We start from the raw sequence: 24608 nt of genomic DNA on the forward strand, positions 1-24608 counted from the left end.
CTACAGGGCGTGTCCGGGCGGCTGTTACGCAGCGTCAGCGGTATCCGCGGAGGCCGCGGCGGCCTGTGCGGCGAAGCGGGCCTTGGCCTCGTCGACCTTCCGGCCGAAGTGCACGGACGCCCACCACAGGGCCCCGAAGAGCACCCCCATGAAGAACATGACGGGGACGAAGAAGCCGGACGCGACGAGGGCGATCTGCAGCGCCCAGCCGAGGGCGACGCCCCCGGGCCGGGTGACCACGCCGCACAGCAGCACGCAGAAGACCATGGCGATGCCGCAGACCGTCCACACCGTGGACGGGGTCAGGTCGGCGTCCTTCATGGCGACCAGACCGGCGAAGCCGATGACGAAGAACTCGCCGATCAGGGTCGAGGAGCAGAGCGTACGCATGACGGGGCCTCAGCCCTTCCCGAGAAGCAGCCGGGCCTCGCCGACGGTGATGACGGAACCGGTGACCAGCACGCCGCCGCCGGTGAACTCGCCGTCCTCCTCGGCCAGCGTGATCGCCGCCTCCAGGGCGTCGGGCAGCCGCGGCTCGACCTGGACGCGGTCGTCGCCGAACACCTCGACGGCGATCGCCGCCAGCTCGTCGGCGTCCATCGCCCGGTGGGTGGAGTTCTGGGTGACGACGATCTCCGCGAAGATCGGCTCGAAGGCCTCGAGCAGCCCTCGTACGTCCTTGTCGGCGCTGGTCCCGACCACGCCGATCAGCCGGCTGAAGTCGAAGGCCTCGCCGACCGCCTCGGCGGTGGCGCGGGCGCCGGCCGGGTTGTGCGCGGCGTCGAGGACGACGGTCGGGGAGCGTCGTACGACTTCCAGACGGCCCGGCGAGGTGACGGCCGCGAAGGCCTTGCGGACCGTGTCGATGTCGAGCGGCTCGGGCCGCTGGGAGCCGACGCCGAAGAACGCCTCGACGGCGGCGAGCGCGACGGCCGCGTTGTGCGCCTGGTAGGGGCCGTGCAGCGGCAGGTACACCTCGGGGTACTCGCCGCCGAGGCCGCGCAGGGTGAGCACCTGCCCGCCGACGGCGACCTGCCGGGCGACGATCCCGAACTCCAGCCCTTCCCTGGCCACCGTCGCGTCGACCTCGACGGCCTTCTTCAGCAGCACCTGCGCCGCGTCGACGGGCTGCTGGGCCAGGATGACCGTCGCGTCCTGCTTGATGATCCCGCCCTTCTCGGCGGCGATCGCGGCGGTCGTCCCGCCGAGCCGGTCGGTGTGGTCGAGGTCGATGGGCGTGACGACGGCGACGTCACCGTCGATGACGTTCGTGGCGTCCCAGGCCCCGCCCATGCCCACTTCCACGACGGCGACGTCGGCGGGCGCGTCCGCGAAGGCGGCGTACGCCATGCCGGTCAGCACCTCGAAGAAGGACAGCCGGTACTCCTGCGTACCGTCGACCATCTCGACGTACGGCTTGATGTCCTGGTACGTCTCGATGAAGCGCTCGGCGGAGACGGGCGCGCCGTCGAGGCTGATCCGCTCGGTGATCGACTGGACGTGCGGGCTGGTGTACCGGCCGGTGCGCAGCTCGAAGGCGCCGAGCAGCGCCTCGACCATGCGGGCGGTGGACGTCTTGCCGTTCGTCCCGGTGATGTGGATCGAGGGGTACGAGCGCTGCGGGTCCCCGAGCACGTCCATCAGCGCGGCGATGCGGGTGACGGAGGGCTCCAGCTTGGTCTCGCCCCAGCGGGTGGCGAGCTCCGCCTCGACCTCGCGCAGGGCCTTGTCGACCTCGGGGTCCTCGGGCCGCCCGGGGACGTCGCCCTGCGGCGCGCCACCCTGGGTGCGGAGGGTGCGGCTGCCGGCCTCGATCACCGCGAGGTCGGGGTCGCGGTCGGTCTCGGCGGCGACGATCTCGTCGAAGGGGTCGCTTTCACTCACGGGGCCAGTCTACGGACGACCACTGACAGACGTAGACGAAGGCCCCCGGCGCTCGGCTCCGGGGGCCTTCGCTGACGTACGGCTACCGCTTACGCCTCGGGCAGGCGCTCCAGTTGGGTCTGGATGCGGGTGATGTCCTCGTCGGCCTTGGTGAGGCGGGCGCGGATCTTCTCGACCACGTTGTCCGGGGCCTTGGCCAGGAACGCTTCGTTGCCGAGCTTGGCGTTGGCCTGGGCCTTCTCCTTCTCGGCGGCGGCGAGGTCCTTGGCCAGGCGCTTGCGTTCGGCGGCCACGTCGATCGTGCCGGACAGGTCCAGCGCGACCGTGGCGCCGGCGACCGGCAGGGTCGCCGTCGCGGAGAAGGCGTCGCCCTCCGGCTGAAGGCGCAGGAGCTGGCGGATGGCGGCCTCGTGCGGGGCGAGCGCGGTGCCGTCGAGGCTCAGCCGGGCCGGGACGCGCTGGCCGGGCTGCAGACCCTGGTCGGCGCGGAACCGGCGGACCTCGGTGATGACCGACTGGAGGCTCTCGATCTCCCGCTCGGCAGCCGCGTCCCGGAAGCCGCTGTCGGCCGGCCACTCGGCGACGACGACCGACTCGCCGCCGGTCAGCGTCGTCCACAGGGTCTCCGTGACGAACGGGACCACCGGGTGCAGCAGCCTCAGGGTGACGTCGAGGACCTCACCCAGGACCCGCTTGGAGACCTCGGCCGGCTCGCCGCCCGCCTGGAACGTCGTCTTGGACAGCTCGACGTACCAGTCGAAGACCTCGTCCCAGGCGAAGTGGTAGAGGGCGTCGGAGAGTTTGGCGAACTGGAAGTCGTCGTAGAACGCGTCGACTTCGGCCACCGTCTTGTTCAGGCGAGAGAGAATCCAGCGGTCCGTCGCCGACATCGCCGAGGCCTCCGGCAGCGGGCCGTCGACCGTCGCGCCGTTCATCAGCGCGAAGCGCGTGGCGTTCCAGATCTTGTTGGCGAAGTTGCGGGACGCCTGGACCCAGTCCTCGCCGATCGGGACGTCGACACCGGGGTTGGCGCCCTTGGCCAGGGTGAAGCGGACGGCGTCGGAGCCGTACGCGTTCATCCAGTCCAGCGGATCCACGGCGGTGCCCGAGGACTTGGACATCTTCTTGCCGAACTGGTCGCGGACCAGGCCGGTCAGGGCGATGGTCTTGAAGGGGACCTCGCCGTCCATCGCGTACAGGCCGAACATCATCATCCGGGCGACCCAGAAGAAGATGATGTCGTGGCCGGTGAGCAGGACGTCCGTTGTGTAGAACTTCTTGAGATCCGGGGTCTGTTCGGGCCAGCCGAGGGTGGAGAAGGGCCACAGGCCGGAGGAGAACCAGGTGTCCAGGACGTCGGGGTCCTGGGTCCAGCCCTCGCCGGTGGGCGGCTCCTCGTCGGGACCGACGCAGACGGTCTCGCCGTCGGGGCCGTACCAGACGGGGATGCGGTGGCCCCACCACAACTGGCGCGAGATGCACCAGTCGTGCATGTTGTCGACCCAGTCGAAGTAGCGCTTCGACATGTCGGCGGGGTGGATGGCGACCCGGCCGTCGCGGACGGCGTCACCGGCGGCCTGGGCCAGCGGGCCGACCTTGACCCACCACTGCATGGACAGCCGGGGTTCCAGCGTCGTCTTGCAGCGGGAGCAGTGCCCGACGGAGTGGACGTAGGGGCGCTTCTCGGCGACGATCCGGCCCTCGGCGCGCAGCGCGGCGACGATGGCCGAACGGGCCTCGAAGCGGTCCAGGCCCTCGAAGGGGCCGTGGACGGTGATGACACCGCGCTCGTCCATGACGGTCAGCGACTCCAGGCCGTGCCGCTGGCCGATGGCGAAGTCGTTCGGGTCATGGGCCGGGGTCACCTTGACCGCGCCGGTGCCGAACTCGGGGTCGACGTGGGTGTCGGCGACGACCGGGATGGAGCGGTCGGTCAGCGGCAGCTTGATGAGCTTGCCGATCAGGTGGCGGTAGCGCTCGTCGTCGGGGTGGACGGCGACGGCCGTGTCACCGAGCATCGTCTCCGCGCGCGTGGTGGCGACGACGATCGTGTCGTCCCCCTCGCCGTACGTCATGGAGACGAGCTCACCGTCGTCGTCCTGGTACTCGACTTCGATGTCGGAGATCGCGGTCAGGCAGCGCGGACACCAGTTGATGATGCGCTCGGCGCGGTAGATCAGCTCGTCGTCGTAGAGCCGCTTGAAGATGGTCTGGACGGCCTGGGACAGGCCCTCGTCCATGGTGAAGCGCTCGCGGGTCCAGTCGACGCCGTCGCCGAGCCGGCGCATCTGGCCGAGGATCTTGCCGCCGTACTCCTCCTTCCACTGCCAGACGCGCTCGACGAACGCCTCCCGGCCCAGGTCGTGGCGGGACTTGCCCTCCTTGCCGAGCTCACGCTCGACGACGTTCTGGGTGGCGATGCCGGCGTGGTCCATGCCCGGGAGCCAGAGCGCCTCATAACCCTGCATGCGCTTGCGGCGCGTCAGGGCGTCCATGAGCGTGTGCTGGAAGGCGTGCCCCAGGTGCAGGCTGCCCGTGACGTTCGGTGGCGGGATGACGATCGTGTACGGGGGCTTCTCGCTCTTCGCGTCGGCCTCGAAGTAACCGCGCTCGACCCAGCGCTCGTACAGCGGCCCCTCTACCTCGGCCGGCGCGTACTGGGTCGGCAGTTCGGTGGGGGGCGCTGGTGGCTGCTGCTGAGCGTTCTCGGTCACGGGCCCAGTTTAGGGGTGTCACCGGGCCGTCCCGAAACGTGTTTGCCGTGTGACGGTACGGGCCCCGCCGCCGTGCAGGTGTTGGCTTTGAGCCAGGATGTGAAAATCACATAAGCATCTGGAGGGGAACCCAGAAATGAGTCACAACCAGCCGGGCCCGTACGGCGGGCAGCCTCAGCAGCCCGGACCATACGGCCAGCCCGGCCCGTACGGCCAGCCGCCGCAGGCGCCCCAGCCCGGCTACGGCTACCCCCAGCAGCCCCCCGCCCCGCAGCCCGGCTACGGCTACCCGCAGCAGCCCCCGCAGGGCGTCCCCCCGCAGACCCCGCCCTACGGCCAGCAGCCGCCGTACGGTCAGCAGCCGCCCCCGCCGCCGTACGGCCAGCCCCCGTACGGCCAGCAGCCGCCCTACGGCCAGGCCCCCTACGGCGTCCCGCAGCCCCCCGCGCCGAGCGGCGGCGGCAAGAAGGCGGGGATCGTCATCGGCGCGGTGGCGGTCGTGGCGGCGGTCTGTGTGGGCGCGTACTTCGTGATCGGCGGGGGCAGCGGCGCGGGCGGTCTGGAGGACGACGGCGCGCACAAGCTGGCCACCCCGGCGACCGTGCTCACCGACTACAAGCGGGTCTCCAAGGAGGGCGCGAGCGCCGGCGACGACTCGGCGGCCGACCTGGAGAAGAGCGGCGTCAAGAACGGCACGTCCGTGATCGGCATCTACTCGACGGCGGACCTGACCGGGTACGACCCCGCGGACCCGAGCACCGCCCCCGACGCGGCCGAGCTCGCGACCGCCAAGGGCATGACGTTCGCCGGCGCCTACGGCACGATCGCCGACCCCGAGAAGGCGCTGGACCTGTTCTTCGCCAACTTCAAGAAGTCGTCCGAGAAGAGCTCCTCCGACAGCAGCGACAGCAGTGACAGCGGCAGCACCGGTGCTTCGGACGCCCAGTTGGTCGGCGAGCCCGAGGCGGTCGATCTCGACGGCGCGGTCATGAAGTGCCAGGCGGCCACGGGGACGGACACGGTCACCAAGCAGGAGAAGACCGACTGGTTCTGCGCGTGGGCCGACTACAGCACCATCGCCATGGTGTCGCCGGGTGACACCACCAAGGGCATCACCAAGGACGTGGCGATCGACCTCACCACGAAGCTGCGCGACGAGGTCCGCGTCAAGGCATGACGTGAGGTGACGTGACGTGCAACAGCGAAGGGGCCCCGGTCGGTTGTGACCGGGGCCCCTTCGGTTGAGCCGAGCTGCTTACGCCGTCTTCTGCTCCCCCGGACCGCGGCCGCCGCGCGCGTCGCGCGGGATCAGGGTCGGGTTGACGTTGGACAGGACGACATCCGCGGTGATGACCACGCGGGCCACGTCCTTGCGGGACGGGACCTCGTACATGACCGCCTGGAGGACTTCCTCCATGATGGCGCGCAGGCCGCGCGCGCCGGTCTGGCGGAGGATGGCCTGGTCGGCGATGGCCTCCAGGGCCTCACGCTCGAAGTCCAGCTCCACGCCGTCGAGTTCGAAGAGCCGCTGGTACTGCTTGACCAGCGCGTTGCGCGGCTCGATGAGGATCTGGAGCAGGGCCTCGCGGTCCAGGTTGTGGACCGAGGTGATGACCGGCAGCCGACCGATGAACTCCGGGATCATGCCGAACTTGACCAGGTCCTCGGGCATGACGGCCTCGAACTGGTCCTTGGACTCCATCTCGCGCTTGGAGCGGATCGTCGCGCCGAAGCCGATGCCCTTGGCGCCGGCCCGGGTCTCGATGATCTTCTCCAGGCCGGAGAAGGCGCCGCCCACGATGAACAGCACGTTCGTCGTGTCGATCTGGATGAACTCCTGGTGCGGGTGCTTGCGGCCGCCCTGCGGCGGCACCGAGGCCGTGGTGCCTTCCAGGATCTTCAGCAGGGCCTGCTGCACGCCCTCGCCCGACACGTCACGCGTGATGGAGGGGTTCTCGCTCTTCCGCGCGACCTTGTCGATCTCATCGATGTAGATGATCCCGGTCTCGGCCTTCTTGACGTCGTAGTCCGCGGCCTGGATCAGCTTCAGGAGGATGTTCTCGACGTCCTCGCCGACATACCCCGCCTCGGTCAGCGCGGTGGCGTCGGCGATGGCGAACGGCACGTTCAGCATGCGCGCCAGGGTCTGGGCGAGGAGGGTCTTGCCCGAGCCGGTGGGGCCGAGCAGGAGGATGTTGGACTTCGCCAACTCGATGGCGTCCTCGCGGCTTTGGCCGCCGCCGTTCTCACCGGCCTGGACGCGCTTGTAGTGGTTGTACACCGCGACCGACAGGGCCTTCTTGGCGGGCTCCTGGCCCACCACGTACCCCTCGAGGAACTCGTAGATCTCGCGCGGCTTCGGGAGTTCCTCCCAGCGGACCTCGCTCGTCTCCGCGAGCTCTTCCTCGATGATCTCGTTGCAGAGGTCGATGCACTCGTCGCAGATGTACACACCGGGCCCTGCGATGAGCTTCTTGACCTGCTTCTGGCTCTTGCCGCAGAACGAGCACTTGAGCAGATCGCCGCCGTCACCGATGCGTGCCACGGTGTGCTTCCCCTTCGCCTGGGAGACGCCTGGACGCTTTCGAATCCAGCGGCTCCTGGTGCTGCCTTATTCCGACGGTACCTTGCCTGGGCCCCCGTTCGGGTCCCCCTTGGCACGGTTCACTGCGACGTGGACCGTGTCACACCGTGCCGAGGAGGGCCCGAACGGGACGAACCCGTGGGTCAACGCAGAGAGCCGTTGTTCATCTTCCGGGTGGAGATGATCTGGTCGATCAGGCCGTACGCCAACGCGTCGTCGGCCGTGAGGATCTTGTCGCGCTCGATGTCCTCGCGGATCTTCTCGATCGGCGTGGTGGAGTGCTTGGCCAGCATGTCTTCCAGTTGCGCACGCATCCGGAGGATTTCGTTGGCGGCGATCTCCAGGTCGGAGACCTGACCGCGGCCGGTCTCGCTGTAGGGCTGGTGGATCAGCACGCGGGCGTTCGGCAGCGCCATGCGCTTGCCCGGCGTACCGGCCGCCAGCAGGATCGCGGCGGCGGAGGCCGCCTGGCCCATGCAGACGGTCTGGATGTCGGGCTTCACGAACTGCATCGTGTCGTAGATGGCCGTCAGCGCGGTGAAGGAGCCGCCGGGGCTGTTGATGTAGACCGAGATGTCGCGGTCGGGGTCCATCGACTCCAGGCACAGCAACTGCGCCATGACGTCGTTGGCGGAGGCGTCGTCGATCTGCACGCCGAGGAAGATCACGCGCTCCTCGAAGAGCTTCGCGTACGGGTCGTACTCGCGCACACCCTGGGAGGTGCGCTCGACGAAGCGCGGGATGACGTAGCGGGACTCGGCGCGGGGGCCGGTGTATTCGGCCTCGGTGCGGGCGTAGATGCCGCTGCCGGGGAAGTCGTTCACGGTGTCTCCTGGAGAGAGGGCTGGGGCGGTGGGCTGGAGGGGCTGGACGGGGCGCTGACGGCTTCCGAGGCCCTGGGTGGCCCCGGGGGGCCTGAGGGTCCTCCGGAGCCCCGGAGAGGCCCCGAGGGGCTTCCTGGACTCCCGGAGGGCCTCGGCGCTTCGGAAGAGGGCTCGCGGGGCGGGGCTCCGGGGAGCTGCCTGTGCGGCCCTGCTGCCGCCAGCGGCCCTCAGGCCGCTCCGGTACCGCCGCCGCCCGGCATGCCGGCAGCCGTTGGCATGACGTCGTCGATGAGGCCGTACTCCTTGGCCTCGAAGGCGTCGAACCAGCGGTCGCGGTCCGAGTCGCGGGTGACCTGCTCGACCGTCTGGCCGGTGTGCTGGGAGGTCAGCTCGGCCATGCGCCTCTTGGTGTGCAGCAGCCGCTCGGCGTGGATCTTGATGTCCGAGGCCGAGCCGGCCAGACCCGCGGAGGGCTGGTGGATCAGGATCTCGGCGTTCGGCAGCGCGAAGCGCTTGCCCGGGGTGCCCGCGCTGAGCAGGAACTGCCCCATCGAGGCCGCGAGGCCCATGGCGATGGTCACCACGTCGTTCTTGATGTACTGCATGGTGTCGTAGATCGCCATACCGGCCGTGATCGAGCCGCCGGGGCTGTTGATGTAAAGGAAGATGTCCTTGTCCGGCTCGGCGGCAAGGAGCAGCAACTGTGCGGTGATCTTGTTGGCGATGTCGTCGTCGACCGCCTGGCCGAGGAAGATGATCCGCTCGCCGAGCAGCCGGTTGTAGACCTGGTCGCCGAGGCCACCACCGATAGGGTCGCCGGCGGCTGTGGGCATCAGATTCGTCACGTATCCACCTGCTCGTCTTACGACGGCGCCGGGCCGTCTCACGTGTACTGCGGGGGGCAACGGGGACTCCCCTGCCCTCGTACTCATGGACCCTAACGCGCGGGTCCCTTCGGGGAATCCCGGAGAGTGGAGTGTTCGCCGGGGGCGTAGTCGCCGGCGACGCAGCGTGTTCACCGTATCCATGGGCTTCGGCGCTCCGCGCCTCGCCCCGGGCGTGGGATCGGGCGGTCCCGCGCGCGGGTTCGAGCGGGGGCTCGGGGACAGGCCGGGCACGGGCTCGGGGGCGGGCCGGAAGCACGAAGGGCCCCGGGGCGACTACCGCCTCGGGGCCCTTCGTGTCTACATCGGATCTACGTCAGAAGTACCGCGAGCCGCTCAGGCCTCGGGCTTCTCCTCGGGCTCGCCGGCGCCCTCGACGGCCTCGACCGTCTCGGTGGCGGCCTCGACCTCGTCCTCTTCGTCGTCCAGGTCGATGACCTCGCCGTTGGTGTCCTTCACCGTGGCGGACTCGACGACCGTGGCCAGCGCCTTGCCGCGGGCGACCTCGCCGACCAGGAGCGGAACCTGGCCGCCTTCGACGACCGCCTGGGCGAACTGGTCGGGCGACATGCCGGAGGAAGCGGCGCGGCGCATGAGGTGCTCGGTGAGCTCCTCCTGGTTGACGTTCAGCTTCTCGCGCTTGACGAGCTCGTCGAGCACGAACTGGGTCTTGATGCCCTTGACCGCGGCCTCACGGGTCTCGGCGTCGAACTCCTCGGCGGTCTTGCCCTGGATCTCCAGGTACTTGTCGAGGTCGAGGCCCATCTGGCCGAGCTGGTGGTGCTCCAGGTTGTGCTTGCGGGTGTTGACCTCGTCCTCGAGGAGCTTCTCGGGGACGGGCACCTCGACGAGCTCCAGCAGCTTCTCGAGGACGCGCTCCTGGGCCTGCGTGGCCTGGTCGTACTGCTTCATGTTCTCGAGGCGCTTGCGGCTGTCGGCCTTCAGCTCGTCGAGGGTGTCGAACTCGGAGGCGAGCTGCGCGAACTCGTCGTCCAGCGCGGGCAGTTCACGGGCGGCGACCTGGGTGACCTTGACGGTGACCTCGGCCTCCTTGCCGGCCGCCGAGCCGCCCTTGAGCTCGGAGGTGAAGGTGGTCTCGCCACCGGCCTCCAGGCCCTTCACGGCGTCGTCGATGCCCTCGAGCAGCTCACCGGAGCCGATCGTGTAGGAGACGCCGCTCGCGACGCCGTCCTCGAGGACCTCGCCGTCGACCTTGGCCTCCAGGTCGACGGTCACCACGTCGCCGTCCTCGGCGGCGCGCTCGACCGGGGAGGTCGAGGCGAAGCGCTCACGGAGCTGCTCGACCGACTTGTCGATGTCCTCGTCCGACACCTCTACGGCGTCGACCTCGACCTCGATGGAGGAGAAGTCCTCGGGGAGCTCGAGGGCGGGGCGGACGTCGACCTCGGCGGTGAAGTTCAGCGTCTCGCCGTCCTTCAGCTCCGTGATGTCGACCTCGGGCTGGCCGAGGACGTCGATCTCGGCCTCGTTGACCGCCTCCGTGTAGAACTTCGGCAGCGCGTCGTTGACGGCCTCCTCCAGCACGGCGCCACGGCCGAAGCGCTGGTCGATGACCCGGGCGGGGATCTTGCCCTTGCGGAAGCCCTTCACCGTGACCTGCTGGTTGATCTTCTTGTACGCCGCGTCGAGGCTGTCCTTGAGCTCCTCGAAGGGCACCTCGATGCTGAGCCGAACCCGAGTCGGGTTCAGGGTCTCCACGGCGCTCTTCACGGTTCGGTCTCCTTGGGGGCTGACTTCTTGAGGTTCTGCCGGAGCCAGACTGGCCCGGCGGATTTAGCCGCCCGGAGGACTTCAGTGGATGAGGACGCACGGGCGTGCAGCTTGCATAGTAACGGCAGCGACGACACGCCCCAAAGGCGATCAAGCGAACCGACCGAACAAGTGGCCGGTCACGACCGGTGAGGGCCCTTCGATGACCGACCGATGGCGATGATGCCGGTCGTTCGATCGTGATGACGCAGGTCGGTCGATCGCGATGGCGCCGGTCGGCCGGTGGCGATGATGCCGGTCGATAAATGGTCGGGGTGGCGGGATTTGAACCCACGGCCTTCCGCTCCCAAAGCGGACGCGCTACCAAGCTGCGCCACACCCCGTCTGGTGCGACACGTAGGGTACATGCCCGCAGCCCGTCTGACCGCCTCTTTTGCCGAGCGCCGGGGCGGGCCGCGGCGGGCCGGGAAACGGGGTGTGCGACACAGGGGGCCGACCCGCTACGATGCTCACAGTGCCGCGGTCGGCTGACCTGCGGCGCGTCCTCTGCGGGCGTAGCTCAATGGTAGAGCACTAGTCTTCCAAACTAGCTACGCGGGTTCGATTCCCGTCGCCCGCTCTGTACGACTCAGGGCCAGGTCGGAGGTTCAATTCTCCGCCTGGCCCTGATCGTTTTCCGGGGCCGTGGTGGAGGGTGGACGTGGCCGTATGGATGGCATCTGCGCCTCTGATCGTCGAATACGGCCAAATCGCGACCTACTGGGATCCCGTCGGATTCGCTCACACTCAAACACATGGGGGCGATTCGGGATCGTGACCAGTCGGCATGCCATCGCTGCGGGGAGATCGGCCGCACCGTGCGTGAGCGCGGGCGGTTCGGCCTCATGGCGAGCTACTGCGAGAGGTGTTGGAACACCTTCGCCAACGAGATGGCCGTAGCCGACGGGGCCACAGCCGCGCCCGGACCGGATCCCGACCCCGACGACGTGACATGGATCGAGCCGCCGATCTGCCCGGAATGCGGCGCGTCGGTCCGCGTGTATCCCACCAGCTACGACCGGTGGATCAGCCTCGCCATGGTGGAACTGCCCGCCAAAGACGTACCGGAGGCCTTCAGGTGGCGATTGACGAGGCTTCCGGGCCGCTCCCCCGTCCCCGCGGACATCGTGGCCGTACGGGTGCGTGGCATCGATCCGCTGCCGAGCGAACCCGTCACGCCGGCTCACCGCATGATGTGCGTCCCCGAGTGGGGTGAGCCGTAGCGGGGCGCGACGAAGGGCGGGGTCAGAAGGTGATCGAGTTGATCGTGTCCGCCAGGGAGTTGAGGAAGCGGTTGATCGACGGGGCCATGCCGGTCGACGCGAGGAAGAAGCCGAACAGGATCGCGACTATCGCCGGGCCCGCCTTGATCGACCCTCCTCTGATCAGTACGACCAGGATGATCGCCAACAGCACCACCACTGACAGTGAAATCGCCACAACTGATCACACACCCTCGATCGGTCCGCACTCCCGAGACCATCGTGCCACCAACCCGGCCTCCCTATGCGGCCTGTGACGCATCATCGCGCGAGTCTCCCGGGCGCGGCTGCGCCGCACGGTAATTCGAGCGCGTATCCGCACCGGGAATTGGGGCAGTTGGTTTCCATATTCACACAACGCGTGCGCAGGTAATTCGAATTATGGCCGCGGGCACGTCAACTACCGCCACACAACCGGCGTTATGCACCTTTTAGTCGGGATGAATCGTGACATCAAGGGCAGTTGCGAAGTGGGCGCGACTCAATAGGAAAGGGGGCGGGAAGGCGGGTAACGAGGAATGACCTGGGGTGTTTTACGAATGCGTGCACGGGACGTAGGGTGCCTTGGATGTTCTCCGCCGCCGCGTCACTCGTTCCGAGTCAGAACGATCAGCAGCACGACCAGTCCTCGGACAGATCCGCCGAGCGGCCGTCCGCGCGGCCCGTCGCGCAGCGTGACGCGTTCTTCGACAACGCCAAGTATCTGGCGATCGTGCTGGTGGCGGTGGGCCACTCCTGGGAGCCGCTCAAGGGCGACAGCCGGCTGCTGCAGGCCGCGTACCTGCTCGTGTACTCCTTCCACATGCCGGCGTTCATCGTCGTCTCCGGTTACTTCTCGCGCAGCTTCGACGCGAGTCCCGACCGGCTCCGGCGGCTGATCACGGGCGTCGCCGTGCCGTACGTGATCTTCGAGACCGCCTATCCGCTGTTCCGGCGTGTCGTCGACCACAACCCCGCCCAGGAGATCAGTCTCCTCGACCCCTGGTATCTGACCTGGTTCCTGTGCGCGTTGTTCATCTGGCGGCTCACCACGCCCGTCTGGAAGCTCGTGCGGTATCCGCTGCCGCTCGCGCTGGGCGTGGCCATGCTGGCGACCGTCACCCCGGCCATCGGGGACGACCTGGACCTCCAGCGGGTGTTGCAGTTCCTGCCGTTCTTCGTCCTGGGGCTGTGTCTGCGGCCCGAGCACTTCCGGCGGGTGCGTCGCCGCTCGGTGCGGATCGCGGCCGTGCCGGTGTTCGCCGTCGCGCTGGCCTTCACCTGGTGGGCGGTGCCGCGGATGAACGCCTCGTGGCTCTACCACCGCGACTCCGCCCAGGAGTTGGGCGCGCCCTGGTGGGCCGGGCCCGTCATGCAGCTCGCCCTGTTCGGCTGCTCGCTGCTGCTGACGGCCTGCTTCTTCTCCTGGGTGCCGGGCCGCACGATGTGGTGCACCACGCTCGGCGCGGGCACGCTCTACGGCTATCTGCTGCACGGGTTCCTGATCAAGGCCGCCGACTACCGCGGCTGGTTCGACCACCCCGCGCTGCACCGGCCGCTCGGCGAGATCGCCGTCAGCGTCACGGCGGCCGTGGCCGTCACTCTGTTGTGCACCGCGCCCGTGCGACGGGTCTTCCGGTTCGCCGTGGAGCCGCGGATGGAATGGGCGTTCAAGCGGGACGCCGCGACCCTCGCCCGTGAGCGGGAGAAGGGGCGGGAGGGGGAGAAGGGCGCGCTTGGTTAGTCGTCTTACTCGTCGCTCCGGTACGGCAGGCCGAGGAGTGTGTGCATGTGCGCGTATTTCTCGGTCAACCGGGTCCGGGTCGGGGTGTCCAGGGCGGCCAGGCGGGCCGGGTTCGCGTTGTGGGCCAGGTCCGCCTGCTTCACCAGCAGCGCGCCCGGTGTGGCCAGGATGCGCCCCGCATACGCCTCCGGTGTCTCCCCCGGCCGCTTGGTGACCGCCAGGACGACCGTCTTCGTGCGGTCGCTCAGCGCGGCCTCGTCGAGCCAGGTCTGCGGCAGGGCGTCGTCCTCGACGGCGTCGTGCAGCCAGGCGGCGGCGATCTGGTCGGCGTCGCCGCCACGCGCGCGTACGCCCTCCGCGACCGCCTGGAGGTGCTCGGCGTAGGGCCGGCCCGCCTTGTCGGTCTGGCCCTCGTGGGCGGCGCGGGCCAGGGCCTCCACCTCGGACAGGGTGAGCATGCGGGTCCCCCGTACTCAGATACTCGGATATTCAGGTGCTCGGATATTCAGGGGTTCAGGCGAGTGGGGTCATCTGGGACGTAGGGCCCTCGCGGCAGACCAGCAGCAGGGCGCGGTCGTCGTTGACGTCCTTCGCGACCGCCTCGATCAGGTGCCAGGCGGCGCCCTGGAAGCCGCCGGCCACATAGCGGTCGGCCTCGCCGGTGAGGCGGTCGATGCCCTCGACGATGTCCCGGTCGGAGGTCTCCACCAAGCCGTCGGTGAAGAGCATCAGCACGTCACCGGGGCGCAGCGAGCCCTTCACGGGGTCGAACTGCGCGCCGTCGTACACCCCGAGGAGGGGGCCTTCGGCGGCCTTCTCCTCCCAGCGGCCGCTGCCCGCGCTGAGCTGGAGGCCCGGCGGGTGGCCGGCGGAGTAGAGCTCGTAGTCGCCGGAGTCGAGGTCGAGGACCAGGTGGATGGAGGTCGCGAAGCCCTCGTCCCAGTCCTGGCGGAGCAGATAGCCGTTGGCGGCCGGGAGGAAGGCGTGCGGGGGCAGGGAGCCGAGCAGGCCGCCGAAGGCGCCGGACAGCAGGAGCGCGCGCGAACCGGCGTCCATGCCCTTGCCGGACACGTCCGTGAGGACGACCTCCATGGTGCGGCCGCCGTTCGTGCGGGCCGCGACGACGAAGTCGCCGGAGAACGACTGGCCGCCCGCCGGCCGCAGCGCCATCTCGCGGTGCCAGCCGTGCGGCAGGTTCGGCAGCTTGCTCTGCACGCGGATGCGTTCGCGCAGGTCGAAGAGCATGGTGCCGCCGCGCCGCCAGGGCACGCCGACCCGGCTGCGGAACTGGGCGATGAGCAGCCCGAAGAAACCGCATGCCGCGACGACCAGGACCACGCCCGGGGTCACCCGCGAGGGGCCTTCGGTGTACGGGCCGAGCTGCACGGACTCCACGATGAGGGCGGTGGCCGCCGCCGCGTACAGGCCGAGCAGGCTCGACGGGCGCAGCACCAGGCCGCCGGCGACGATCGGCAGGACCAGCGCGGCCGGTGAGCACCACACCGAGTTGGCGAGGGTGGTGAGGGCGATGAGCGGGACGGTGAGCAGCAGGAAGGCCAGCGCGATCCAGTCCGAGCCGTCGCCCCGGAAGTAGTCCACGGCGCTTCTGCGCACGCCGGTGCGGACCCGGTGCATCCAGTGCTTCAACCGGGCCGCCAACGTCTCGGCTTCCGCGCGCCGCTGTCGTCCTTCTGCCATTAGTTCGGGACCCTATCCATCGAACCCGCCGCTTGGCACGGGAGGTCCCACTTGTCCCCCGTCCGAGGCCCAACTTCACAGTGAACTTCACGGAAAGCGCTCGCGTCGCCAGGAGGGCGAAATTGCCTGGCTCGTCCCGCATCGGGCTGCTAGGCATGAACCCATGACGAGTGCGGCGAGTGAGGCGAGCAGCGGCGGGTCCCGGCCTGCGGACGGCCTGCGGACCCTGCGGCGGGACGAATGGGACGAGTGGTACGACACCCTGATCCGCGCCTTCGGCGGGGTCGAGGAACCGGCCGAGGAACGGGAGCTGTTCAGGGCGCTCACCCCGTACGAGCGCTCCCTGGGGGTGTGGGACGCCGGCGCGTGCGTGGCGACGGCGGGGGCGTACGACTTCCGGCTGACCGTGCCGGGCGGGGCCTCGGTGCCGGCGGCGGGCGTGACGATGGTCGGGGTGAGCCCGACGCACCGGCGGCGCGGGCTGCTGACGTCGATGATGCGGCGGCAACTGGACGACGTGCGGGCGTGGGGCGAGCCGCTGGCCGTCCTCACCGCCTCCGAGCCCGTGATCTACGGGCGGTTCGGGTACGCGGCGGCGAGCTTCGGGCTGCACGCCGAGATCGACACGAGTCGGGTACGGCTGTCCGTCCCGGCCGGCACGGACGGCGTACGGCTGCGGTACGTCGATCCCGGCGCGGAACTCGACGCGTGCGAGGCGGTGTACGCGCGGACCGTGCCCGGGCGGCCGGGGATGCTCGCGCGGCGGCCCGGGTGGGAGCGGCTGGGGCTGCTCGATCCGGAGAGCGGGCGGGGCGGGGCGTCGCCGTTGCAGTGCGTGCTCGCGGAGCGCGGCGGTGAGGTCACCGGGTACGTCCGGTTCCGGGTGCGGCCCGAGTGGACGGACAGCGGGCACAACGGGCAGGTGCTGCTCCAGGACCTCGCGGGGCTCGATCCGGTGTCGGAGGCGGCGCTGTGGCGGTTCCTGTTCGGGATCGACCTGACGAGCACGCTGAAGGTGCGGGGGCGGCCGGTGGACGAGGGCTGGCAGCATCTCGTGTCCGACATCCGGCGGTGCGAGCTGCGGGTGCGGGACTCGTTGTACCTGCGGCTGGTGGACGTGGGCGCGGCGCTGGAGGCGCGGACGTATCAGGCGCCGGTGGATGTGGTGTTGGCGGTCGAGGACGACTTCTGCCCCTGGAACTCCGGGCGTTGGCGGCTGTCCGGGGACGCCAAGGGGGCGGTCTGCGGGCGTACGTCCGACGCCGCCGATCTTTCCTTGTCCGTACGGGAGTTGGGGGCGGCGTACCTGGGCGGGGTGAGCCTCGGGGCGCTCGGGGCGGCGGGGCGGGTGCGGGAGGTGCGGCGGGGGGCGCTGGCGGGGGCGGCGGTGGGGTTCGGGGCGGGGGCGGCGCCTTGGTTGCCGCATGGGTTTTGAGCGGGGGCGGATAGCAGGGGGGTGGCTAGCGGGAGGGGGCTGGGGACTGTCAGGGTTTTTGGCAGGTTGGGCACCAGAAGAGGTTGCGGGCTGCCAGGTCCGCGGTGCGGATGGTGTCGCCGCAGAGGTGGCAGGGCTGGTGGGTGCGCCGGTAGACGTACACCTCGCCGCCGTGGTCGTCGACGCGGGGCGGGCGGCCCATCGCCTCGGGGGTGTGTTCCGGACGGACCGTGTCGATGCGGTTGTTGCGGACTCCCTCGCGCATGAGGGCGACCAGGTCGGTCCAGATCGCGTCCCACTCGGTGGGGGTGATGGTCCTGCCGGTGCGGTACGGGTCGATGTGGTGCCGGAAGAGGACTTCGGCGCGGTAGACGTTGCCCACGCCGGCGATGATCTTCTGGTCCAGGAGGAGGGCGGCGATCGTCGTACGGCTGCGGGCGACGCGGGTGTACGCGGCGGCTGGGTCGGCGTCGGCGCGGAGGGGGTCGGGGCCGAGGCGGGCGTGTACGGCCTGCTTCTCGGGGTCCGTGATGAGGGCGCAGGTGGTGGGGCCCCGGAGATCCACGTACGACGTGCCGTCGGCCAGGCGGAGTCGGACGGTGTCCGTGGGAGGCGGGGCCGGGGCCGGGCCGAAGGTGACCTTGCCGAAGAGGCCGAGGTGGATGTGGATCCATACGTCGCCGGTGAAGCCGAGGAAGAGGTGTTTGCCGTGGGCCTCGGTGCGGGTGAGGGTGGCGTCTTTGAGGAGGGCGGCGGCGTCGGTGAACTTGCCCTGGGGGCTGGTTAGTTGTGTGGTGCGGTGGGTGAAGCGGGCGTAGTCCTGCGCCAGTCGGTGAATCGTGTGGCCTTCCGGCACCGGTCTCTCCTCATCGTCATACCTTGCCCACCCACCCGCCCGACTCGCTTGCGCAAGAGCTGAACCCTCTTCGGGGCTCCGCCCCGAACCCCACGGGAGCTCCGCCCCCTGCACCCCAACGGGGCTCCGCCCCTGCACCCCCTCCTGCATCGCCGCCGCGACCCGGTCGCACTTCGCCGCCACGGCCCGCCGTGCTGCGCCGCAGGTGCCCATGCCGGGGCTTCGGTTCCGCTTCCCTGGGGTGCGGCTTCGCCGCTGCAGCCCTGCCGTACTTCACCACCGCGCCCCGCGCCGCGCCAGTCACCACGGCCCCGGGGCGCTGCGGCGCCGCAGCCCTTACTGGGGGTTCCGCTCCGCGTCCCCGGGGCTGCGCCTCAGGCCTGCATCCCCGGCTGACGTATCCGCCCCAGGATCCGTCCGGCCGACACGTCAGCCGGACGTCACCGGCTGGCGCCGTAGTCCTGCGCCTGCAGCGGTGCCTGCCGGTTCTGGAGCTACAGTCCGCGCTCAGAGACGTGGACCGACGGCCCGTCCCTCAGGCCGGTGCCCTGAGCCCGTCCCCTTGGGGCTATGCCCGGGGGCCTGTCCCTGGGGGCTGCGCCCGGGGGTCGCCCCTGAGGACTGCACCCGGGGTTCGTCCCTGAGGACTGGACCCGGGTTCGTCCCTGGAGGCTGAAACGCAGCCCGTTTCTCAGCGCCTTGGGGCTGTGGGGTGGAGGACGTGTCTCAGGCCCGCGTTCCCAGTCGGCCCATCTGCCCTCGCGCGCCCCTGCGCGGCCGTCGGTGTGGTTCGTGGCTGCGGTTGTCGTGGGTGGGTGTGCGTGGGGTCAGGGGTGGGGGTGGTGTGCGGGGATGGGGGGGAGGGTGCCGGTGGTTTCGTAGGTTGCCAGCATGTCGATTCGGCGGATGTGGCGGGTGTCCTCGGAGAACGGGGTGGCCAGGAAGGTTTCGACGAACTTCGTCGCCTCGTCCTGGGTGTGCATGCGGGCGCCTACCGCGACGACGTTGGCGTTGTTGTGCTGGCGGCCGAGGGACGCGGTCTCCTCGCTCCAGGCGAGGGCGGCACGGACGCCCTTCACCTTGTTGGCCGCGATCTGCTCGCCGTTGCCGGAGCCGCCGATCACGATGCCGAGGGAGTCGGCGTCCGCGGCCGTCCGCTCCGCGGCGCGGAGGCAGAAGGGCGGGTAGTCGTCCTGGGCGTCGTAGATGTGGGGGCCGCAGTCGACCGGGTCGTGACCCGCCGCCTTCAGCCATTCGACGAGGTGGTTCTTGAGTTCGAAGCCGGCATGGTCCGAGCCGAGATACACGCGCATGGCACGAGTGTGACACGGGTGTTGCCGGGCAGCAGCGCCGGGTGTCGCGGCCGAAAAAGTTCAACAATCCTGTGAAGCTCAGGGGATCCTCAAGTAACGATCTGAAATCAAAGGTTCCCGAATTCATTCACCTCGGATTCACTGGACCGGATCGTGCGCTCCCCGGCACTACCCAGTGCTCCCCCGCACGATTCCCATCACGCGGCGCAAAGGAAAACCGTCCCCATGACTTCGCAGCCGACCCTCGCCAAGGCCGAAAGCGGCCCCGGAGGTCCCGGAGAACCCGGCCCCGGACTTCACGCAGGTCTCAAGAACCGGCACCTTTCGATGATCGCCATCGGCGGCGTCATCGGTGCCGGGCTGTTCGTAGGTTCCAGCTCCGGTATCGCCACCGCCGGCCCCGGCATTCTGCTCTCCTACGCCCTCGTCGGCATGCTCGTGGTGCTGGTGATGCGGATGCTCGGGGAGATGTCGGCGGCCAATCCGACCTCCGGTTCGTTCTCCGCGCACGCCGACCGCGCGCTCGGCCGCTGGGCCGGGTTCTCCATCGGCTGGCTGTACTGGTTCTTCTGGGTCGTCGTGCTCGCCGTGGAGGCCACGGCCGGCGCGAAGATCCTCGAAGGGTGGATTCCCGCCGTCCCGCAGTGGGGGTGGGCGCTCATCGTGATGGTGGTGCTGACCGCCACCAACCTCGTCTCCGTCAGCTCCTACGGCGAGTTCGAGTTCTGGTTCGCCGGCATCAAGGTCGTCGCGATCGGCGCGTTCGTCGTCGTGGGCGGGCTCGCCGTGTTCGGCGTGCTGCCCGGTGTCGACAGCGCCAAGGCGGGACTCGGCAACCTCACGGACCACGGCGGCTTCCTGCCCAACGGGCCCGGCGCCATCCTGACCGGCGTCCTGCTCGTCGTCTTCTCCTTCATGGGCAGCGAGATCGCGACCCTCGCGGCCGGCGAGTCCGAGGACCCGCAGCGCGCCGTCACCAAGTCCACGAACAGCATCATCTGGCGGATCGGCGTCTTCTACCTCGGGTCGATCTTCGTCGTCGTCACGCTGCTGCCCTGGAACGACCCCTCCATCAAGCAGGAGGGTTCCTACGTCGCCGCGCTCGACTCGCTCGGCATCGCGCACGCCGGTCAGCTCATGAACTTCATCGTGCTGACGTCCGTGCTGTCCTGCCTCAACTCCGGGCTGTACACGGCCTCCCGCATGGCCTTCTCGCTCGGCGAGCGGGGCGACGCGCCGAAGGTCTTCGCCCGGACGACGAGCCGTGGCGTTCCCCTCGCGGCGATCATCGCCTCCGTCGTCTTCGGGTTCGTCGCCGTCTTCTTCAACTACCGGTTCCCGGACTCCGTCTTCCTCTTCCTCGTGAACTCCAGCGGGGCCGTGGCCCTGTTCGTGTGGCTCGTGATCTGCCTCTCGCAACTGCGGATGCGGAAGATCATCCAGGCCGAGTCGCCGGAGAAGCTGATCGTGAAGATGTGGCTGTACCCGTACCTGACCTGGGCCACCGCCGCGCTGATCGTCTTCGTTCTCGGGTACATGCTGACCGACACGGAGGGCGCGAGCAGTGGGCGGACGACCGTCCTGCTGTCGCTGGCCGTCGCGGGCGTCGTCGTCCTCATCGCCCTCGTGAAGGAAAGCCGGATCAAGGCCAAGGCCAAGGCCGACAGTGTCCAGGCCGACGTCTCGTAATCAGCTCTGCCGAGTGTCAGCTCTCTTGAGCGTGTGAAAGGGGTCCGCTTCGGCGGGCCCCTTTTCTCATAGCACCGTGAAGCTGGTCTTCACCCTCTCGTACGTCTTCAGGGCCGTCGCCTCGGTCTCGGGCTGGTACCAGGTGTTGATCTGGTACGACTTCCCGCTCTCGTTGAAGCCCAGCAGACGGGCGTGCCAGTAGGTGCCCTGGAGGGTGAAGGCGTACTCCCAGACGACCGCCGGCCGGCCTCGGAACGTCGTCTCCTCCAGGCGGATCTTGCGGTAGCCCCGGCCCTGGTGGGCGTTGGCTTCGGAGGTCTGCCAGGTGTCCATGAGGTCGCCTCGGGCCAGGGAGGACTTGGCCACCAGTTCCTGGGTGCCGTCGGGGGACGTGTAGTGCACCTCGGCGCCCGTCTTCACGTCCCGCCGCCAGCCCTTGGGCGTCGCCCACGCGTACCCGCCCGCCTCCTGATGCGCCCCCGGGGGCAGGCTCGGCGGCCTGAACGTCCCCTCGACCGTGGGTGACATGGAGGAGGTCGAGGGGCTGGGGCTGGTGCTTGGGCTGGTGGCCGTGGCCTGGTTGTCCTTGTTGTTGTCGTGCGGGCCCGGGGGTGACGCCAGCACGATCGCGGCGATCGTGCCTACCGCTACGACGCCGATGGCGGCCATCACTCCGGTACGGCGGTGTCCCGGGCGGCCGTTGTCCCTTCGTCGCCGGGTGGCGGACGGGACCGCCGGGCCGGGCAGTTCGCCGTCCGGCGGTATCTCCCTGCGCCGGGTCTCCGCGTGCGGGGTGGGGGTGGCTTCCGGAATCGGCCTGCGTTCGGTCGGCGCTTGGGCTCGGATGAGGGAGACGCCGGAGTGGGGGCGGGGGACCGGGCGGCGCGTCTCCTCCGGGGCCGTTTCGGTCCGGGCCTGGGGGCGGGCGGAGACTTCGGCGAAGGGTTGTCCCGGTGTCGGTGGTGGTGTTGGGGGTGGTGGTGTTGGTGTCGGGGGTGGGTGGGCGATGGGGGCCAGGGCCGTCTCCAGGTCGGTGAGGGAGGCTCGGACCGTGGGTTCCTTTTGGAGGAGGGCGGTGAGGACGTCGTACAACGGGCCCGCGGTGGGCGGGAGTTGGGGTTCCTCATAGAGGACCGCGTGCAAGGTCGCCAGGGTGGTGTCGCGGGCGAAGGGGGAGTGGCCGGCCAGGGCGGCGCAGAGTGTCGCGCCCAGGGACCACACGTCCGACGGCGGGCCCTGCGGTCGGCCCGAGATGCGCTCGGGGGCCATGTAGTCGGGGGAGCCGACCAGCATCCCGACCATGGTCAACGCCTTCGCGTCCTGGATCGCGGCTATGCCGAAGTCGGTGAGGACGACTCGGTGTTCGCCCCGCCCGCCGGTTCCTTCCCTGGCCGCTTCTCCGTTCCCTTCTCTGGTCCCTTCCCTGTTGCTCCCCCTAGTCCCCCTACTCCCCCTACTCCCCCTGCTCCCTGTGTTCTCCACCAGCACGTTGCCCGGTTTGATGTCGCGGTGCAGGACCCCCCTCGCGTGGACCTGGCGCAGCGCCGTGACCAGGCCCAGGCCGATGCGGGCGGTCTCGTGCGGGGCCAGTGGTCCTTCCTCGGCCATGATCTGCTCGAGGGAGCGGCCGACGACCAACTCCATGACGATCCAGAGGCGTTCGCCCTCGTCCACGACGTCGTAGACGCGCACCACGTTGGGGTGGTCGATGCGGGCGGTGGCCCTGGCCTCGCGCAGGGTGCGTTCGCGGCGGGTGCGGGTGTCCTCCGGGTCGAGGCCGTCGATGCGCATCTCCTTCACCGCGACCTGCCGGTCGAGCACCTCGTCGGTGGCCCGCCACACCCGCCCCATTCCCCCCTGGCCAATACTTTCGACCAGCCGATAGCGCCCCGTCACCAGCAACCCCGGAAAACCGCCGCTCCCCGGATTCCCCGTGTTTCCCGAATTTCCCGGCAATCCGCTGCACCCCCTCGGCTACGGTCCATTACCCGACCCCTGAAACACAATAGTCACACTTAAGGCCGTACCAGCATAGTGCGGAGAAATCTTGTGGTACCTCTTCAAGTACTGCGAATTCAGGCGCAGCCAAGGGGGGCGAACATGAGTTCTCGTCGTGCGACGACCATCGCCGGATCGCTGGTCATGGCATCTTTCTCGGCGATGTTGATCCTTTCCTTCCCCGCCGGGGCGGATGACCAGGGGCCGGGCAGCGGCAAGGGGGGAAAGTCCGTCGACGAGGCGCCTGCGGGCGTGAAGACGACGACCCTGTTGCCGGAGCGGATCTCGGTCGACAACAGTTCCAAGAAAACGGCGATCACCGCCACGGTGAAGAACGAGGGGACCAAGGACAGCGGGCAGATACGGCTTTTGGTCGTGGGGTTCGACGGGCTCACGGTAAAAAGCGTTCAGGGGTGTTCCGCGATTGCGGAGAAAGATCTTCCGGAAGGATCCAACAGCGGTTTCTCCTGCCCCATCGACAATCTCGCGGCCGGGGCGTCGAATTCGTACGCCGTCGACGCGACCTTCGATCTCAGCAAGACCGGGAAGATCTGTCTGCCCGTCCAGACCAGTGACGGGAAGAAGACGTTCTGGCAGCAGGGCCCGGTGCCGTTCGGTACGACGAACCCGTCGCCGAACGCCCCCGCCACCCCGCTGCTGCTCGGCACCGACAACACTCCCGTGGCTCCCGGCGGCGACGAACTGCCCAAGACCGGCGTCGGACGGGACCTGCTGCCGCTCGGTGCGGCCGGGGCGACGCTGATCGCGGCGGGCACGGCCGGGGTGTGGTGGTCGCGGCGGCGACCGGTGAGCTGATCCCGCACCGAGAGAGACAGAGGGTGAAAGACGCCGGGAACGTCGAAGAGGCTCGTCGGGTCGCGTCTCGGTGCGCGGGCCGGCGAGCCTCTTCGGCGGTAGTTGAAGGCGGTTGAGTTCGGTTGACGAGCGTTAGCGCTGGAGCAGCTTCCATGTCGTCGGCAGCAGGCCCATCGCCAGGATCGCCTTGACTGCGTCGCCGATCAGGAACGGGGTGAGGCCGGCCGCGAGGGCGGCGGAGGCCGACATTCCGGTGGCGTAGGCCAGGTACGGGACGCCGACGGCGTAGATGATCGCCTCGCCCAGCAGCATCGCGCCGGCCGTGCGCAGCATGGAGCGGTCGGCGCCGCGGCGGGCCAGGGCGCCCACGGCGGCGGACGCGAGGATCATGCCGAGGATGTAGCCGAAGGAGACGGAGATGCCGGAGGCGCCGCCCGCGAACCACGGCACGCCGGCGAGACCGGCCAGCGCGTAGACGGCGAGCGCGGAGACTCCGCGGCGGGCGCCGAGCGACGTGCCGACGAGCAGTGCGGCGAACGTCTGGCCGGTCACCGGGACCGGGCTGCCGGGCACCGGCACCGCGATCTGCGCGGCGAGGCCGGTGAGCGCGGCGCCGCCGAGGACGAGTGCGACGTCCCGGACACGGGAGGCGGGGAGCAGGTCGGCGAGGACCTGCCCGGGACGGGCGGGGTTGGCGACGGCGGTGCTGCTCATGGGGACTCCGCAAGGTCGGGACGGGTGCCGGGACGGATCAGGACACGGTGACGCTATCCCAGGGGCATGCGGACGATCACCGTCGGTGTTCGACAAACGGGCGTTCGCGGCCTTGGTGGGCTCCGGACAAAGCGTGGCGGTTACACGCGGTACGAGGTGCGGAGGCGGTGTTCACCGCGCAGCAGACCCTCGGCGACGCGCAGGCCTTCTACGCCGACATCAAGTCCCGTACGCGGCAGGCCGGTCGGGATCCGGAGCACCTGAAAGTGCTGCCGGGGATCGTCCCGGTGCTCGGCTCCACGGAGGCCGAGGCGCGGGCCAACGAGCAGGTGCTCGAGGACCACATCGTGCACCGGCACGGGGTCGCCAACCTGGAGCGACTGCTGCAACTGCCGTCCGGCACGCTTGAGTTGGATGCCGAGTTGCCTGCCGAACTGCCCCCCC

General features: G+C 69.6%; 20 protein-coding genes, 2 tRNA genes and 1 pseudogene. 8 read left to right on the top strand and 15 right to left on the bottom strand.

The genetic code is table 11. The features are described from left to right. Positions 1–24 precede the first annotated feature (24 nt). The 3 genes from BMZ82_RS34730 to BMZ82_RS34740 form a co-directional block, all read right to left on the bottom strand. Complete coding sequence (locus BMZ82_RS34730; protein WP_093781387.1) at positions 25–390, bottom strand: DUF4233 domain-containing protein; 366 nt, start codon at positions 388–390, stop codon at positions 25–27. A gap of 9 nt (positions 391–399) precedes the next feature. Further along, positions 400–1884, bottom strand: a complete 1485-nt coding sequence (locus BMZ82_RS34735) for a bifunctional tetrahydrofolate synthase/dihydrofolate synthase (RefSeq protein ID WP_093781388.1) — start codon at positions 1882–1884, stop codon at positions 400–402. Positions 1885–1973: 89 nt separating this feature from the next. Continuing rightward, positions 1974–4598 carry a valine--tRNA ligase gene (locus BMZ82_RS34740; RefSeq protein ID WP_093781389.1) on the bottom strand — a complete coding sequence of 875 codons (2625 nt, stop codon included), beginning with the start codon at positions 4596–4598 and terminating at the stop codon, positions 1974–1976. A gap of 136 nt (positions 4599–4734) precedes the next feature. Between BMZ82_RS34740 and BMZ82_RS34745 the strand changes: the two genes are divergently transcribed. Beyond that, entirely contained in the window at positions 4735–5775 is a 1041-nt protein-coding gene (locus tag BMZ82_RS34745; RefSeq protein ID WP_093781390.1) for a hypothetical protein, read from the top strand. Between the two features lie 78 nt (positions 5776–5853). Here the strand turns inward: BMZ82_RS34745 and clpX are convergent, their stop codons facing one another. The 5 genes from clpX to BMZ82_RS34770 form a co-directional block, all read right to left on the bottom strand. Then, on the bottom strand, positions 5854–7143 hold the full coding sequence (clpX, locus tag BMZ82_RS34750; RefSeq protein ID WP_093781391.1) for an ATP-dependent Clp protease ATP-binding subunit ClpX: 1290 nt from the start codon (positions 7141–7143) through the stop codon (positions 5854–5856). A gap of 182 nt (positions 7144–7325) precedes the next feature. After that, positions 7326–8006, bottom strand: coding sequence for an ATP-dependent Clp protease proteolytic subunit (locus tag BMZ82_RS34755; RefSeq protein ID WP_093781392.1), 681 nt, complete (start codon positions 8004–8006; stop codon positions 7326–7328). Between the two features lie 227 nt (positions 8007–8233). Beyond that, entirely contained in the window at positions 8234–8839 is a 606-nt protein-coding gene (locus tag BMZ82_RS34760) for an ATP-dependent Clp protease proteolytic subunit (protein ID WP_177244809.1), read from the bottom strand. Positions 8840–9226: 387 nt separating this feature from the next. Next, the gene (gene tig / locus BMZ82_RS34765) at positions 9227–10621 is read right to left on the bottom strand and encodes a trigger factor (RefSeq protein ID WP_093781394.1); all 1395 of its coding nucleotides are present in this window, start codon (positions 10619–10621) and stop codon (positions 9227–9229) included. A gap of 306 nt (positions 10622–10927) precedes the next feature. After that, positions 10928–11004, bottom strand: a tRNA-Pro gene (locus tag BMZ82_RS34770). A 165-nt stretch (positions 11005–11169) separates the two neighbouring features. Here BMZ82_RS34770 and BMZ82_RS34775 point away from each other — a divergent pair. Both BMZ82_RS34775 and BMZ82_RS41065 read left to right on the top strand, forming a co-directional pair. After that, a tRNA-Gly gene (locus tag BMZ82_RS34775) sits at positions 11170–11240 on the top strand. Between the two features lie 175 nt (positions 11241–11415). Further along, complete coding sequence (locus BMZ82_RS41065; RefSeq protein WP_177244807.1) at positions 11416–11883, top strand: DUF6083 domain-containing protein; 468 nt, start codon at positions 11416–11418, stop codon at positions 11881–11883. A gap of 22 nt (positions 11884–11905) precedes the next feature. Here the strand turns inward: BMZ82_RS41065 and BMZ82_RS34785 are convergent, their stop codons facing one another. After that, on the bottom strand, positions 11906–12100 hold the full coding sequence (locus BMZ82_RS34785) for a hypothetical protein (protein WP_093781395.1): 195 nt from the start codon (positions 12098–12100) through the stop codon (positions 11906–11908). Positions 12101–12490: 390 nt separating this feature from the next. On the opposite strand from BMZ82_RS34785, the gene BMZ82_RS34790 reads away from it, so the two are divergent. Then, entirely contained in the window at positions 12491–13645 is a 1155-nt protein-coding gene (locus BMZ82_RS34790) for an acyltransferase family protein (RefSeq protein ID WP_093781396.1), read from the top strand. A 5-nt stretch (positions 13646–13650) separates the two neighbouring features. Here BMZ82_RS34790 and BMZ82_RS34795 read toward each other — a convergent pair whose 3' ends face one another. Together BMZ82_RS34795 and BMZ82_RS34800 are read right to left on the bottom strand one after the other, a co-directional pair. Further along, a complete protein-coding gene (locus tag BMZ82_RS34795) occupies positions 13651–14103 on the bottom strand; it encodes an HD domain-containing protein (RefSeq protein WP_093781397.1) in 453 nt (150 codons plus the stop codon). A 55-nt stretch (positions 14104–14158) separates the two neighbouring features. After that, the gene (locus tag BMZ82_RS34800) at positions 14159–15343 is read right to left on the bottom strand and encodes a PP2C family protein-serine/threonine phosphatase (protein WP_093781398.1); all 1185 of its coding nucleotides are present in this window, start codon (positions 15341–15343) and stop codon (positions 14159–14161) included. A 163-nt stretch (positions 15344–15506) separates the two neighbouring features. Here BMZ82_RS34800 and BMZ82_RS34805 point away from each other — a divergent pair, with 163 nt between their 5' ends. After that, on the top strand, positions 15507–16778 hold the full coding sequence (locus BMZ82_RS34805) for a GNAT family N-acetyltransferase (protein WP_093781399.1): 1272 nt from the start codon (positions 15507–15509) through the stop codon (positions 16776–16778). A gap of 49 nt (positions 16779–16827) precedes the next feature. On the opposite strand, the gene BMZ82_RS34810 is transcribed toward BMZ82_RS34805, so the two are convergent. Together BMZ82_RS34810 and BMZ82_RS34815 are read right to left on the bottom strand one after the other, a co-directional pair. Further along, positions 16828–17634 carry an Fpg/Nei family DNA glycosylase gene (locus BMZ82_RS34810; RefSeq protein WP_093781400.1) on the bottom strand — a complete coding sequence of 269 codons (807 nt, stop codon included), beginning with the start codon at positions 17632–17634 and terminating at the stop codon, positions 16828–16830. An 827-nt stretch (positions 17635–18461) separates the two neighbouring features. Continuing rightward, on the bottom strand, positions 18462–18947 hold the full coding sequence (locus BMZ82_RS34815) for a ribose-5-phosphate isomerase (RefSeq protein WP_093781401.1): 486 nt from the start codon (positions 18945–18947) through the stop codon (positions 18462–18464). A 225-nt stretch (positions 18948–19172) separates the two neighbouring features. Here BMZ82_RS34815 and BMZ82_RS34820 point away from each other — a divergent pair, with 225 nt between their 5' ends. Next, complete coding sequence (locus tag BMZ82_RS34820) at positions 19173–20636, top strand: amino acid permease (RefSeq protein WP_093781402.1); 1464 nt, start codon at positions 19173–19175, stop codon at positions 20634–20636. A gap of 66 nt (positions 20637–20702) precedes the next feature. On the opposite strand, the gene BMZ82_RS34825 is transcribed toward BMZ82_RS34820, so the two are convergent. After that, positions 20703–22535, bottom strand: a complete 1833-nt coding sequence (locus BMZ82_RS34825; RefSeq protein ID WP_143098968.1) for a protein kinase domain-containing protein — start codon at positions 22533–22535, stop codon at positions 20703–20705. A gap of 201 nt (positions 22536–22736) precedes the next feature. Here BMZ82_RS34825 and BMZ82_RS34830 point away from each other — a divergent pair, with 201 nt between their 5' ends. Further along, positions 22737–23450 carry an LPXTG cell wall anchor domain-containing protein gene (locus BMZ82_RS34830; protein ID WP_093781403.1) on the top strand — a complete coding sequence of 238 codons (714 nt, stop codon included), beginning with the start codon at positions 22737–22739 and terminating at the stop codon, positions 23448–23450. A 132-nt stretch (positions 23451–23582) separates the two neighbouring features. Here BMZ82_RS34830 and BMZ82_RS34835 read toward each other — a convergent pair whose 3' ends face one another. Continuing rightward, entirely contained in the window at positions 23583–24164 is a 582-nt protein-coding gene (locus tag BMZ82_RS34835; RefSeq protein ID WP_093781404.1) for a biotin transporter BioY, read from the bottom strand. Positions 24165–24310: 146 nt separating this feature from the next. Between BMZ82_RS34835 and BMZ82_RS34840 the strand changes: the two are divergent. Further along, positions 24311–24608, top strand: a pseudogene (locus BMZ82_RS34840) (LLM class flavin-dependent oxidoreductase); the annotation flags it as partial.

It is taken from the genome of Streptomyces sp. yr375, assembly GCF_900110755.1.
Taxonomy (GTDB): Bacteria; Actinomycetota; Actinomycetes; order Streptomycetales; family Streptomycetaceae; genus Streptomyces.